This is a genomic window from Testudinibacter sp. P80/BLE/0925, from assembly GCF_053570785.1.
Window position 1 is genome coordinate 613,260 of sequence record NZ_CM131636.1, and the last position, 14,550, is coordinate 627,809.

12 protein-coding genes are annotated in these 14,550 nt (G+C 50.5%); 2 read left to right on the plus strand and 10 right to left on the minus strand.

The genetic code is table 11. The features are described from left to right. Window positions 1-19 precede the first annotated feature (19 nt). Window positions 20-520, plus strand: coding sequence for an S-ribosylhomocysteine lyase (gene luxS, locus ACWA5Z_RS03065; RefSeq protein ID WP_431053858.1), 501 nt, complete (start codon window positions 20-22; stop codon window positions 518-520). Window positions 521-584: 64 nt separating this feature from the next. After that, a complete protein-coding gene (gene purT / locus ACWA5Z_RS03070) occupies window positions 585-1,766 on the plus strand; it encodes a formate-dependent phosphoribosylglycinamide formyltransferase (protein WP_431053859.1) in 1,182 nt (393 codons plus the stop codon). Between the two features lie 65 nt (window positions 1,767-1,831). Here purT and ACWA5Z_RS03075 read toward each other — a convergent pair whose 3' ends face one another. The 10 genes from ACWA5Z_RS03075 to fucI all read right to left on the minus strand — a co-directional run bounded on the left by ACWA5Z_RS03075 (window position 1,832) and on the right by fucI (window position 14,360). Next, on the minus strand, window positions 1,832-3,151 hold the full coding sequence (locus ACWA5Z_RS03075; protein ID WP_431053860.1) for a PTS sugar transporter subunit IIC: 1,320 nt from the start codon (window positions 3,149-3,151) through the stop codon (window positions 1,832-1,834). A 12-nt stretch (window positions 3,152-3,163) separates the two neighbouring features. After that, the gene (locus ACWA5Z_RS03080) at window positions 3,164-4,498 is read right to left on the minus strand and encodes an alpha-L-fucosidase (protein ID WP_431053861.1); all 1,335 of its coding nucleotides are present in this window, start codon (window positions 4,496-4,498) and stop codon (window positions 3,164-3,166) included. 263 nt (window positions 4,499-4,761) lie between these two features. After that, a complete protein-coding gene (gene fucO / locus ACWA5Z_RS03085) occupies window positions 4,762-5,913 on the minus strand; it encodes a lactaldehyde reductase (RefSeq protein ID WP_431053862.1) in 1,152 nt (383 codons plus the stop codon). A 293-nt stretch (window positions 5,914-6,206) separates the two neighbouring features. Continuing rightward, on the minus strand, window positions 6,207-7,160 hold the full coding sequence (locus tag ACWA5Z_RS03090; protein WP_431053863.1) for an ABC transporter substrate-binding protein: 954 nt from the start codon (window positions 7,158-7,160) through the stop codon (window positions 6,207-6,209). A gap of 93 nt (window positions 7,161-7,253) precedes the next feature. Continuing rightward, the gene (locus ACWA5Z_RS03095; RefSeq protein WP_431053864.1) at window positions 7,254-8,243 is read right to left on the minus strand and encodes an ABC transporter permease; all 990 of its coding nucleotides are present in this window, start codon (window positions 8,241-8,243) and stop codon (window positions 7,254-7,256) included. 15 nt (window positions 8,244-8,258) lie between these two features. Next, window positions 8,259-9,794: a sugar ABC transporter ATP-binding protein gene (locus ACWA5Z_RS03100; RefSeq protein ID WP_431053865.1), complete on the minus strand. Its 1,536-nt coding sequence runs from the start codon at window positions 9,792-9,794 to the stop codon at window positions 8,259-8,261. A gap of 31 nt (window positions 9,795-9,825) precedes the next feature. Then, complete coding sequence (locus ACWA5Z_RS03105; RefSeq protein ID WP_431053866.1) at window positions 9,826-10,473, minus strand: L-fuculose-phosphate aldolase; 648 nt, start codon at window positions 10,471-10,473, stop codon at window positions 9,826-9,828. A 34-nt stretch (window positions 10,474-10,507) separates the two neighbouring features. After that, complete coding sequence (gene fucU / locus ACWA5Z_RS03110; RefSeq protein WP_431053867.1) at window positions 10,508-10,960, minus strand: L-fucose mutarotase; 453 nt, start codon at window positions 10,958-10,960, stop codon at window positions 10,508-10,510. Window positions 10,961-10,972: 12 nt separating this feature from the next. After that, a complete protein-coding gene (gene fucK, locus ACWA5Z_RS03115; protein ID WP_431053868.1) occupies window positions 10,973-12,463 on the minus strand; it encodes an L-fuculokinase in 1,491 nt (496 codons plus the stop codon). Window positions 12,464-12,593: 130 nt separating this feature from the next. Continuing rightward, entirely contained in the window at window positions 12,594-14,360 is a 1,767-nt protein-coding gene (fucI, locus tag ACWA5Z_RS03120) for an L-fucose isomerase (RefSeq protein ID WP_431053869.1), read from the minus strand. Window positions 14,361-14,550 lie beyond the last annotated feature (190 nt).

The following is a 14,550-nucleotide window of genomic DNA, read 5'->3' on the forward strand; positions in this document are numbered from 1 at the left end:
AAACGAAAAAGGAAAAAATATGCCGTTACTGGACAGTTTTACCGTTGACCATACTAAAATGAACGCCCCGGCAGTGCGCGTGGCAAAGAGTATGCGCACCCCGAAAGGCGATGACATCACCGTGTTTGACCTGCGGTTCTGCCGCCCGAATCTGGAAATTATGCCGATGAAAGGCGTGCACACCTTGGAACATCTGTTTGCCGGTTTTATGCGCGATCACCTCAACGGCGATCAAGTGGAAATCATCGACATCTCGCCGATGGGCTGCCGCACCGGTTTTTATATGAGCCTGATCGGCACCCCGACGGAAAAGCAAGTCGCCGACGCATGGCTTGCCTCGATGGAAGATGTACTGAAGGTACAAAGCCAAAATGATATTCCCGAATTGAACAAATACCAATGCGGCACTTACACCGACCATTCGCTGCAAGAAGCACAGGATATTGCCCGTCATATTTTAGCGCGCAAAATAGGCATTAATAAAAATGACGATTTAACCCTGGATTTAAACCTGATTTAATTTGATCAAGACCGAGCCGTTGCGCTCGGTTTTTGTTTATTTGCGAAATGAAAAAGGAAGTGCCATGACCACTATCGGAACCCCATTAACCCCTTCCGCCACCAAAGTGATGATGTTAGGCGCCGGCGAACTCGGCAAAGAAGTGGTGATTGAACTGCAACGCTTGGGCGTGGAAGTGATTGCGGTGGATCGCTACGCAAACGCCCCGGCGCAACAAGTGGCGCACCGCGCCTACACTATTTCGATGTTGGACGGCGACGCGCTGAAAGCCTTGGTGGAAAAAGAGCAACCGGATTATATCGTGCCGGAAGTGGAGGCGATTGCCACCGCGACGTTGCTGGAATTGGAGCAACAGGGCTTTAACGTGATCCCGACTGCCAAAGCGACGAGCTTAACCATGAACCGCGAGGGAATCCGCCGCCTTGCCGCCGAAGAACTGGGCTTGCCGACCTCAAACTACCGTTTTGTCGATAACTATGCCGATTTTGCAAGTGCGGTAGCGGAAATTGGCGTGCCGTGCGTGGTAAAACCGATTATGAGTTCCTCCGGCCATGGGCAAAGCGTGATTAAATCAACGGAACAATTACAAACGGCATGGGATTATGCGCAACAGGGCGGGCGCGCCGGCGGCGGACGGGTGATTGTCGAGGGCTTCGTTAAATTCGATTATGAAATCACCTTGCTGACCGTGCGCCACATCCACGGCACCACTTTCTTACCGCCAATCGGACACACCCAAATCGACGGCGACTACCGCGAATCGTGGCAGCCGCAAGCGATGTCGCCGACCGCACTTGCCAAAGCGGAAGCGATTGCCGGCAAAATCACCGCCGGTTTAGGCGGACGCGGTATTTTCGGGGTGGAAATGTTTGTTTGCGGCGACGAGGTGATTTTCAACGAAGTTTCCCCCCGCCCGCACGACACCGGCATGGTCACCCTGATTTCACAGGAACTGTCCGAATTTGCCCTGCATGCGCGCGCGATTCTCGGCTTACCGATTCCGAATATTGAGTTGTTCAGCCCGTCCGCCTCCAAAGCGATTGTGGTCGAAGGCAAATCAAGCCAAGTGCGGTTCGGCAATTTAGAGCAAGTCCTAGCCGAAGCCAACACCAACCTACGCCTGTTCGGCAAAGGCGAAGTGAACGGCCACCGCCGTTTAGGGGTTGTTTTAGCGCGAGACGAAAGCGTGGAAACCGCGCTGGAAAAAGCCAGACGGGCTTATCGGCAACTCAACATTGAATTATAAAACGGATAATTTATCACTGACAAAGCCACCGTTGCGGTGGCTTTGTATTAAATGGAAAAAGATAATTAAACGGGCTGTTGCTGCTGAGCCAATTCTCGATCCTTCTCTTGCTCTCGCTTCACACACTCTCGCTCATAAGCTTTAAAGAACGGATAATAGATGAAAATATCCAGAATAATTAATCCGATACTTAAAACCGGTGCCCAAACATCACCGCCGGAGACTAAATAAGCGCCGATCGGGGCAGGGGTTGTCCACGGTGCCATCAGATAGACCCGATGAATCAAGTCAAAATCCAAAATCAAATAGGCGATCACCGCATTTGCCATCGGCGCAAAAATCAGCGGAATAAAGAACAGCGGATTGACCACCATCGGTACGCCATAGACAATCGGCTCGCCAATAGAGAAAAAGGACGGGACTAAGCCGATTTTGCCGATCGAACGCAAATGGGCAGAACGGCTGCGAACCAATAAAAAGGCAAGCGCTATCACCCCGCCGGACGCGCCGTGTACAATATAAAAATCCCAAAACGAATTGGTCACGATAAACGGTAGCGGCTCGCCTGCCTGCAATGCGGCTAAATTTGCCGCCATATTTTGCAGTAGAAACGGTGTCCACAATTGCATTAACACGAGTGAACCGTTAATCCCCAAAAACCAAAGCAAGTGAGTCGCAAATACGAACAGTATAATCGCCCCAAGGGAATCACTCACTTTAATCAACGGCGCCATATAATCCATGATTAACTGCGGAATGGTGACGCCCATCGCGTGTTCGATATAAATTGAAAACGGGAAAATAGTAACCAACATCGCCAAAATAGGAATCACAATATTCAGCGATTCGGCAACCGCACTTGGCACTTCTTTCGGCAAGCGAATGCGGATATTTAAATATTCCAGCAAACGGGTCACTTCTACGGTGTAAATGGCGACAAAAATCGCCGAGAATAGCCCGATACCGCCGAAAAATTTAATGTCCATTGCACCGTCTTTAACCGGTGCCGCAATCAACAAAAAGGTCATCACCGATAAAAACGCCGCCGGCAACGGCTCGCGCCGATAGGCTTTGGCAAGGTTGTAGGCGATACTGGCCGAGGTGAACAGCGAAATGGCATTAAACGACATTTGGAAAAACGTCCAACCGTAATCGCTCGCCCAAGTGGCAAACCGCCACCATGCCATACCAAAACTGTTGGTGGTGTTTTGATCAAACGGCGGAATCAGTAAAATCATAATAAAACTACCGACAATCAAAAACGGCAGCACCACGATGAAACCGTCACGAATCGCAGAAATATGCGGTTGTTTTTCCAAACGTTGTGCCGTCGGCGTGACGTAGCGATCCATATAGGTGATCATTTTTTGGCTAAATGTAGTCATGATTCCTCCTGATTATTCGCCCTGAACGGCTTTAAAACAGACCACATGCCAATCCGCTTGATAATTTTTGAGTGTAATATTCACTTCTCCCTGCACAACACATTGTGAAAATTCGACTGCCGGATTCAGCGCGACCACTTCCGTTTGGCAAGGCAAACCGAACTGATTTTCCCCTTCATGCAAACCGTCAACAAAACAATATAAATCTTGATTTTTGCGAGTGAAATGGAAGGTTAATTCATGCTTCGGGTAAGATTCGCGCCGACTACAGCGGCTGCCGTAGATCCCTTCGCCATTGGTCTGCAACCATTCGCCCAACCCCTGCAGCCGTTCGACTTGTCCGCTTGGAATTGTGCCGTCGGCTTTTGGCCCGACATTCAGCAATAAATTGCCGTTATTCGCCACCACTTCCACTAATAGCGAAACCAATTTTTTCACCGAAATTAAATCGTCATCATGTTCATTTTGATTATAACCGAAAGATAAGCCCAAGCCGCGGCACATCTCCCATTTACGCTGGCGCGAGGCTTCACCGTGTTTGTATTCTTTCGAGGTAAAGTCGCACCACAAGCCGTTCCAACGGTCGTCCACCACACCATCGGCCACACGATTGTAATAATGGGAAAATAGGGTCGGCAGCATATGCTCCCCTTGTTTCGGCCAGCCGATATCATTCCATAATACCGACGGCTGATAATTATCGATCAGTTCCAATACCTGATTAAACGCATAATCCGCATAAGCGTAAGTCGGACTGGCATTCGACATATTTTGGCTTTCGGTAAAAATCGGTGCTGAAGAGTAAGTCCAGTCGATCACACCGGAATAATACGCGCCCATTTTTAAGCCGACATCTTCGACCGCATTTTTCAGTTCGCCGAGAATATCCCGTTTCGGCCCGTAATTCAGACAATGGTAATCGGTATAACGGCTCGGGAATAAACAAAAACCGTCATGATGTTTAGTGGTGAGCACCACATATTTTGCGCCGGCTTGTTTAAATAATTCCGCCCACGCGGTCGGTTGCCATTTTTCCGCTTTCCATAGCGGCAAAAAATCACGATACGCAAATGCTTCGCCATAGGTTTTCACATGATGTTCATAGGTCGGGCCACGCTTAACATTAATTGAATTGAAATACCACTCGGCATAAGGATTATTACAAAACCATTGTTCATCAATATCCACTTCACCTAATTCCCAAGTGAGCGGCGCAAAAGCAGGAACGGAATAAATTCCCCAATGGATAAAAATACCGAATTTATAATCATCATACCAATCGGGCAACGGATGTGTTTTTACCGATTCCCACGTTGCTGAATAAGTTGTATTACATTGCGTTATCATATGTCCTCCTTATTATCATTAAATAAAAAACAGCATTTATATAAAAACAACATTTCACCAACCAAACAAGTGAAATAATTATTTTATTAACAGCTAGGAAGCATTCTGTGATAGGTATCACTGAAATAGCCTGTTTTCTTCATGATTATGTAAACGAAATATGACCGAATTTGCACGCATACGGTAATTTCAGGCAGGAAAATGGGCGCTAAAACAAAAAACGGACACTTTTCAGTATCCGTTTTGCGGTTGCCGCATTAATCTCAAAACGCGGTTTTATACACTGCTAAAATCAATTCCGGGGTGCATTGGCGCGGGTTGCCGCCGGTACAGACATCATTGAAGGCATCGATGGAAAGTGCGGTCAGGTCGCTTTCCAATACGCCGATTTCAGACAGTTTTTGCGGAATGCCGACCTCTTTCGACAATTGTTTGACCGCATTAATCGCCGCGAGGCGGTATTCGCTTTGGCTCATGCCGTCCACGTTTTTCACCCCCATGGCACGGGCGATTTCACGGTATTTTTCGCCGGTGTCGGCTTGGTTAAATTCCATCACATACGGCAACAAGACTGCATTGGCAATACCGTGCGGGGTGTCGTAGTAGGCGGACAACGGGTGCGCCATGCCGTGCACCACGCCCAAACCGACATTGGAGAAGCCCATGCCGGCGACGTATTGCCCTAATGCCATGCCCTCTCTGCCGGCGGCTTCGTTATTGACCGCGCCGCGCAACGATTTGGCGATCAGTTCAATTGCTTTCAGGTGCAGTGCGTCGGTCAGTTCCCATGCGCCTTTGGTGGTGTAGCCCTCGATAGCGTGGGTGAGCGCGTCCATGCCGGTGGCGGCGGTCAAGCCTTTCGGCATGCTTGCCATCATATCCGGATCGACCACGGCGACAGTCGGCACGTCATGCACATCAACACAGACAAATTTGCGTTTGTGTTCTTCGTCGGTAATCACATAGTTAATGGTGACCTCTGCGGCTGTGCCGGCGGTGGTCGGCACGGCGATAATCGGCACGCATTTTTTATTGGTCGGCGCAACCCCCTCCAGCGAAACCACGTCGGCAAATTCCGGGTTATTAATGATAATCCCGATTGCTTTGGCAGTGTCAATCGGTGAGCCGCCGCCGATAGCGATCAAGTAATCCGCCCCTGCTTGTTTAAATGCCGCCACGCCTTGTTTGATAATATCCACACTCGGATTGGCTTTCACCCGGTCGAAAATGGTGTAGCTTAAGCCGGCTTGATCCAAAAGTGCGGTCACTTTTTGCGCCACGCCGAATTTGATTAAATCTTGGTCGGTCACCACCAACGCCTTCGTGAAACCGCGGCTGAGCGCTTCCGGCACAATATGCTCGATTGCGCCTTTGCCGTGATAGCTGGTTTCGTTCAAGATGATACGATTTGCCATAACAGATACCTCATAGTAAGTGAATGAATTCCAAATAGTATTTTTAAATAATCAATGTTATTGAATTATCGAATAAAAATAAGAACTCTCTCGTTATATTTCATCGAAAAAGTAGGGGCGGATGATATATCCGCCCGAATCGCACTTTGTATTTTTCAATGCTAATTAAATACTTATATCGAGCTTCGTAAACGGGCGGATATATCATCCGCCCCTACATTACCGAATCAAATTCCTCGATAACATAAAGCATACTGAAGCTGGATTTCGCCAGCCCCTTATTCCCAATAAAATTAATACAGCACGTCTTTCGCTTCGTCGGAATCAATATTGTCTTTGGTCACGAAAACCACACCGGTGTCGATGAATTTTTCGATTTTCTTACCGTCGATCACGTCTTTAATCGCGGTAACGCCTTTGTAGCCCATTTGGTAAGACGATTGCACCACAATGCCTTCCAATGTGCCGTCACGCACGAAGTTTTGCAGGTCTTGGTTGCCGTCAAAGCCGACCGCCACCAATTTACCGGCATAACCACGCTCTTTAATCGCACGCGCCATGCCGACCGCAGTCGGTTCGTTCGCGCCGAAAATCGCGGTCAAATCCGGGTGTGAGGTCAATACGTCGATGGTTTGGTTAAGTGCGGTCACCATATCGGATTGGGAATAAAACGGCCCGACCATGGTGATATCGGTATTTTTCTTAATTTCATCGACGAAACCGCCGGTACGCTCAATCGCACTGGCAGCCCCCGGAGTGAACGACATCACCGCCACTTTGCCTTTCGTGCCGTTTTTCTCCAGCAGTTTTTCGGCGGCGAGTTTTCCGGCGGCACGATTATCGGTGGCTAGGAAAGATTGATAATATTTGCCGTCACTGTTGATACCGGAGTCGATCATCACCACCGGAATACCGCGTTCGTAAGCCGCTTTCACCGCCGGCACTAACGCGTCGGGGTCGGACGCCGCAAGCACAATCCCTGCCACACCGCGGTTGACGGCGTTGTTCACCATGTTCACTTGTTCGTCGATTGCGGTTTCCGCTTGCGGACCTTGGAACGAAATATTGTATTGTCCGCCAATATCTTTTCCTGCGTCCTGTGCGCCTTTGTTTACGTTTTGCCAAAAGTTGGCGTTGGCGGTTTTGACAATAACCGCGATTTCGCTGGATTTTGCCATCACCGGAGAGCTGATTAAGGCAGAGAACCCGACTAAAGTTGCCAATGCTGCGACTGCGAATTTTTTCATAATGTGCTCCTTGTTGGAATGATAGACCGTTTTATGGACGGCGTTTAAATGGAACTGCTTGTGGTAAATCCAAGCTGGCGATGTGCTGCCACGCTATTTCTTTTTGCTTTGTCTTAATTGATCAATCGACACCGTGACGATAATCACCAGACCGATAATAATTTGTTGGATAAAGGCTGAAACGCCATTCATATTCAAACCGTTACGCAACACCCCGATAATAAACGAACCGATTAACGTGCCCGGAATCGTGCCGACCCCGCCCATCAGCGATGTACCGCCGACCACCGCACTGGCGATCGCGTCCAGCTCATACGCCACGCCGCCGTTCGGTTGTGCCGTCACCAAGCGCGAGGCGAGAATCACCCCCGCCAAGCCCGACAACAAACCGCTGGCGATATAGGCATAGTTTTTCACCTGATTGGTTTTAATCCCCGATAAACGCGCCGCTTCTTCGTTAGAACCGATGGCGTAGATATAGCGTCCGACCCGTAATTTACTGAGCGCGAAGGTGAACATAATCGCAATGACGATCATGATAATCACCGGATACGGAATGCCCGGGAACGTCACCAGCGGCAAGCCGTTAGGCCCTTCTTCCACCATGCGCAACAGCGCCCCGTTGCCGAGATAAGAGAACGATTCCGGCATACCGGACACCGGCGCAGCGTTGGTTACATACAGCGCCACCCCGCGCGCCACCATCATCATACCCAACGTGGCGATAAACGGCGGCAGTTTCATTTTGGTCACCATAATGCCGTTGGCGTAGCCACACACGCCGCCGACCAAAATCCCGGCGATCATACCGATCGGCACCGGCAGTCCGCCGTTGACGAACATTGCCGCCGCCACGCCGGAAAGCGCCACCACCGAGCCGGTGCTCAAATCAATCCCGCCGGTCAAAATGACACAGGTCGCGCCAATCCCGATCAAGGCGATGGTCGAGGTTTGCAGCCCGATGGTCATGATATTGTTCAGCGTAAAGAAGTAATCATTGCTGACAGTGAATGCCAGCACCAGCAGTAATAAGCCTGCCAACGAGGCAAGTTTTCTTAATAGATCTTTTTGTTTATCGTTCATCACATCACCCCATTTTTAACGAACATAGTCTCTGGCAAACATATTTTTCACGCCGGTGGCATACTGCATAATTTCTTCCTGATCGGTTTGTTTGGTTTCCAACATGCCGGTCATCTGCCCCTCACGCATTACAATAATCCGATCGGACACCCCCAACACTTCCGGCAGCTCCGACGAGATCACAATCACGCCCACGCCGTTAGCGGCAAGTTCGTCCAACAGTTGATAAATCGCATATTTCGCACCGACGTCAATCCCGCGCGTCGGTTCGTCGAAAATCATCACCGTCGCGTCGCGGAACAGCCATTTGCCGATCACCACTTTTTGTTGGTTGCCGCCGCTGAGGTTATTCACCAACTGCTCGACCGTCGGGGTTTTGATCTCCATTTTTTTGACGAAGGTATCCGCCGCGTTGACTTCGGCATCGTGCGAAATCACGCCCAACTCGCTGCACACTTTATCCATTGCCGCCATGGTAATGTTTTCACGGATACACATGCGCACCGCGATACCGTTGAGTTTGCGGTCTTCCGACAGATAGGCGATTCCCGCCTTAATCGAATCGGCAGGGCTTTTGATCGACACTTTTTTGTGATGGACAAAAATCTCGCCTTTATCCAGCGGATCAGCGCCGAAAATCGAACGTGCCAATTCGGTGCGTTTTGCCCCGACCAAGCCGGTGATCCCCAGAATTTCGCCACGGCGCAAGTCAAAATTGAGCGGTTTAAATACGCCGTAACGTTCGGCATTCATCACCGACAGAATAATCTCATCTTCGATAAGTGCGGTTTTTGGCGGGAAATGGTTATCCAACGAGCGCCCGACCATTTTGGTGATAATCTGATCCATGGTGATTTCCGCAAAACGGTGGTTGGAAACATAAGTGCCGTCGCGGAAAATGGTGATGTGATCGCAAATCCGTTGCAGTTCTTCCATGCGGTGCGAGATATACACGATACACACCCCTTTGCTTTTCAGGCGGTGTACCAACTCAAACAGGCGATCAATCTCTTTTTCGGTCAGGGCGGAGGTGGGTTCGTCCATAATCAACACTTCCACATCAAACGACAACGCTTTGGCTATTTCCACCATTTGCTGTTTCGCCACCGACAGCGTATTGACAATGTCGGTCGGGGCAACATCAATATCAAACATTGACAGCAATTCCGCCGAATCACGGTTCATTTTGCGTTTATCCACCAAGCCGTGTTTCAGCGGCTCGCGCGCAAAAAAGATGTTCTCGGCAACGGTCAAGTGCGGTATCAGGTTCAGCTCTTGGAAGATCATGCTGATACCGTTTTTCTGTGCCTCCAACACCGATTCAAACCGCACTTTTTTGCCTTTATACACAATGTCGCCCACTTCGGGGTGATACACCCCGATCAGGCATTTCATCAAGGTGGATTTGCCTGCGCCGTTTTCGCCCATTAAGGCGTGTACTTCGCCTTTGCGCAGCTGAAGATGAACGTCTTTCAGGGCTTGCACCGCCCCAAAAGATTTGCTGATGTTGGTCATGGACAGCAGTGGCGCTGCTTGCGATGGATTTTCCATGTTCCCTCCTGCCTAAGTTATTCCACTTAAGTTATTCTTCAATGCGTAAGCCGTAGGTGCTGAATTTGCCCAACACCACTTCGATTTCCTCGTCCGGCAGCACCGGCACATTATCGCTAATCGCCAACAAGCGCAGATACCAGGTTGCCAGCACTTCCACCTCATGCGCCAGCCATAAGGCTTTTTTCAGATTTTTCTCGGCGGCGATCAAACCGTGGTGCTGTAATAAAATCGCTTTGCTCTGTTTAATCCCGTCCTGCACATATTCCGCCAGTTTCGGTGTGCCGAAAGTGGCATAAGGCACACACGGAATACGGTTTGTGCCGCCGACGGCGATCATGTAGTGAATTGCCGGAATGTCTTTGCCCAAAATCGACACCGCCGAACAATTCAGCGAATGGTTATGCACCACCGCATTCAAATCAGGGCGCGCTTGATACACCGCATGGTGAAACCGCCATTCGCTCGACGGCAATTTACCGGCGTCGTAATGCCCGTCGGCATCGACAAACACGATCGAATCTTCGGTCAATAATTCATAGGGCGTGCCGGTCGGGGTGATGAGCATACCGCCGTTGTAACGCACGCTGACATTGCCCGCCGTGCCTTGGTTCAGCCCTAAACGGGTCATCTCCAAGCAGGTGTCGATAATTTCTCGGGAGAGAGCTTGTCTGTTCATATGTTATCCTTAACTAATTTAAAATCTGTGTCGGCTATGCGATCGCTGCAATCGGCGCAATCGACGTAACCCCTTTTTTCAAAATAATATTGCCGTATTTTGCCAATTCGCCGCTCACCACCACCGCATACGCCATTTCAGCCCGATCATAAAATGCGAAACGGTCAATGCGGCTGAGATTCGGGCAACTGCCGACCGCACTTTCAATCGCAGCGCGATAGCGTGCTTCGACACTCGGATCAAGGCTGTCGCCCTCGACCGCCTGCATCATAACCAACGGGGTTTCAACATATTGATCGTATTCAAACAGCGGGCTGATTGCCGTCAGCAGCGTTGCCACGTCAATGCCGTCGGCACGGATCACGCGGTGATGGAGCTGATGTGCCGGAAAGTGCGCGTCGCATAGCACGATTTCATCGCCGTGTCCCATTTCCGCCAAGGTTTTTAACAGTTCCGGCGAAATTGCCGGGTGAATGCCTTTTAACATAATCATCGTTCCTTATGGGTTAATCGTTGCCATATGCTGCTGGTAAGCCTGCAACCGCACTTGATACGCCGCACTGTCCGGTGACGGCTGCACAACCTTGCGCTGCGGCTGCATTTGCCGTTGCGCCACTTCAATGCTTTGGTAATATTGCGCACCGGCGAAGGTGAACATTGCCGCGCCCAATACGGTGGCTTCCGCCACATCGACAATTTCAATCGGCAAGCCCAACACATCGGCGCGGATTTGATTCCACAGGCGGTTTTTCGAGCCGCCGCCGACACAAATCAAGCTGCTTGCCTCAAACCGACTGACTTGCTGTAGGGTCTGCAAACCGCACTTGAGCTGATATGCCATATATTCCAATGCCGCACGGTAAATCTGCCCGCGTTCGCTGTGCAACGACAAACCGCCGATCCTGCCGCGGTGGGCGAAATCTTCCGCATTGTTGAAATTACCGTGCCACTCGATTCCGCCCGCGCCGACCTCAACCTGTTCCGCTTCGCTGATCATGGTTTCGTAGTAGTGCGGCGTGTTCAGCACGTCGGCATAAAAGCGGTTGCCGACCCATTCCAATACGCCCGACCCCAACCACTGCACACCGGGAGTGAAGTAGCCGGTTTTGGCATCAAATTCGGTGGTTAAACCTTGATGAATTAAGTCAAAGTGCGGTTCGGCTTTGGCGGTGCGCGCCATCAAAATTTCCCATGTGCCGGAACTGAGCACCGGCTGATTCGGTTTCGCCCCTGAACCGAAAATCGCAAATTGGGTATCATGTCCGCAAGAGATCACCGGGATACCACTCGGCAACCCCATTTCATGGGCAATTTCCGCACGCAGTTCGCCAACCGCCTCACCGGCTTCCACCATCGGCGGAAAATGTCCGGCATTCAGATCTAACAGCGATAAGGTTTGCGAATCCCAACCGCCGCTTTGCAGATCGGTCAACATCGACGTGCCGGCCATGGTTTTATCGGTGCTGAACACGCCGCTCAGCCAGTGGGTCAGCATGGAGGAGATGAAGACAAATTTATCCATGCGCCGATAGATATCAGGCTGGTTTTCTTTTAACCACAACAACTTAAACAGGGTGTTGAAACTGTACAGCCCAATGCCGTTACGGGTATAAAGCTGTTCCACATCGAGGTAATCCGCAAGGTTTTGCATAATCGGAATGGTGCGCGGACATTTCCATGAAATAATCGGATAAATCTGCTTGCCGTCGCGATCAAAGGGCGCGCCGTCCACGCCGAAAGTGGTTACGGAAATGCCGATAATTTCTTGAATATCATAATGTTGATGACTGAGTTGCACCACCACATGCCGCGCGCACTCTGCCAGCTTGTCGCAGATTTCGGCAAAATCCCAGATATGATATTCCGCCGATTCCGCCCCGCTTTTGGTTGCGCTGGCAATATGGTGCGCCGCCAAAATCTTGCCTTTTTCATTTAAGGCAATGGTGCGCGTGTTGGTTGCGCCGCAGTCAAAAATCAGAACAATAGGCATAAAGCTCCCCCTTCCTGTTCACAGCAGGAATTCGCTTCAGGACAATCCGTTTCGGGAAAGCGCGGTTGTCAAAACCGCACTTTGAATCTCTCGGGCGACATCGGTTGCCGCCCTTGTGTTAGGTTATGAATTAGCGGTACAGCGGGCCGAAGTTGGCACAGGCGCGGTAATCCTGCCCTTCTTTATCCATGCCGAATGCGCTCCAAGTGCTTGGACGGAAGATTTGTTGATCTTCCACGTTATGCATACACACCGGAATCCGCAACATCGAGGCAAGGGTGATGAAGTCTGCGCCGACGTGGCCGAAAGTCGCCACGCAATGGTTCGCCCCCCAATTCGCCATCACCGAATAGACATCGGTGAATGCGCCTTTGCCGGTTAAGCGTGGTACAAACCAAGTGGTCGGCCACGTTTCATTGGTGCGTTTATTCAGGGTTTCATGCACTGCCGGCGGCAGATCGATAGACCAACCTTCGGCAATTTGCAGCACTGGTCCGATCCCTTTGATGATGTTGATCCGCGTCATGGTGAACGGCATGCCGCCTTTGGTCAGGTATTGCGACGAATAGCCGCCGCCACGGAAATATTCGTGCACCGCCGGACACCAACGGGTGTTTTCCAAACAGCGTTTGCCGTCTGCTTCGCGCACTTCCCATGCCGGTTTTATCACCGGCTTGCCGTCTTTGTCTTGGTGTTGCCCCGTGCCGTCCAATGCCGCCGAACCGGAGTTAATCAGATGGATAAAACCGCTTTCAGGACGGAAACCGGTCACGCGTTCCACCGCGTCTTCGCTCCAGTAGGTGCGCACATCGGCAAAGATTTGCGCTTGCCCGGTCAATTGATTGCCGAACAGCATACAGACTGCATTCAATGAATCGTTTTCGGTGGCGAGAATATACGGCGGGCGCACGCCGTTCCAGTCGTAGGTGGAGTTGAGAATCGCTTCCATAAAATCGCCGTTCGGCAGGTGATCCGTCCAGTGGCGCTGTCCTTGGAAACCGGCGGCAATCGCATTGTGTCCCAACGCTTCTTCACCGTAATTCAACTTGGCAAGTTTTGGATTGCCGACCATTAAATCACGGGTGATAATCGCCATTTTGACCACGTTTTCCCACAGTTCGGCTCGTTGCTCCGCATTGCGCTGATGTTCAGGCGTGTTGACATCAATTCCTTCTTGGCAATATTGTTTCACCCAGCTTACGGCTAAATCGACTTCTTGCTGATCGTAAATTTGGCGATCCAAACGGCGTTTGATTTCGGTCATATCCACATATTCATTGCGCATACCGAGATAGTCTTGGAAGAACGATTGATTGACGATAGAACCGGCAATCCCCATTGACACCGCACCGATCGAGAGATAAGACTTGCCGCGGATATTGGCAACGGTCAGACCGGCGCGCGCAAAACGCAACAGTTTTTCCTGCACGTCTTGCGGAATAGTGGTGTCTCCGGCTTCTTGCACTTCTGTGCCGTAAATCGAAAACGCCGGCAAGCCCATTTGCGAATGCCCCGCCAACGCCGCCGCCAAATAGACCGCCCCCGGGCGCTCCGTGCCGTTAAAGCCCCAAATCGCTTTCGGCATATGCGGATCCATATCAATGGTTTCCGAACCATAACACCAACATGGTGTGACCGTCAGCACCACGCCGACATTATTCAGTTTGAATTTTTCCGCACAAGCCGCCGCTTCCGCCACGCCGCCGATACAACTGTCGGCAATCACACACTCGACAAAACTGCCGTCAGGGTGTCGCACTTGGCTGGACAGCAACGCAGCGACCGACTGCGCCATTGCCATGGTTTGATCTTCCAATGATTCGCGTACACCTAAACGACGACCGTCAATCGTCGGACGAATACCGATTTTCACTGCTTGGGATTTTGCTAAACTCATCTTACCGTTCCTCTTAATCATGAAGTAGAATGGACATTTTTCAGACTTTTCTGAAATCTATCTTCAAGAGAAATGATCGGCTTGAAAAGCAGTTTGTTTAAAAACAGTACGATTTCGTGATAAAAATCACGAAAAAGCCTCAAATAAGAGAAAAAAATGCGGTAAAAAATGCCCGATTTAAATTTAAATC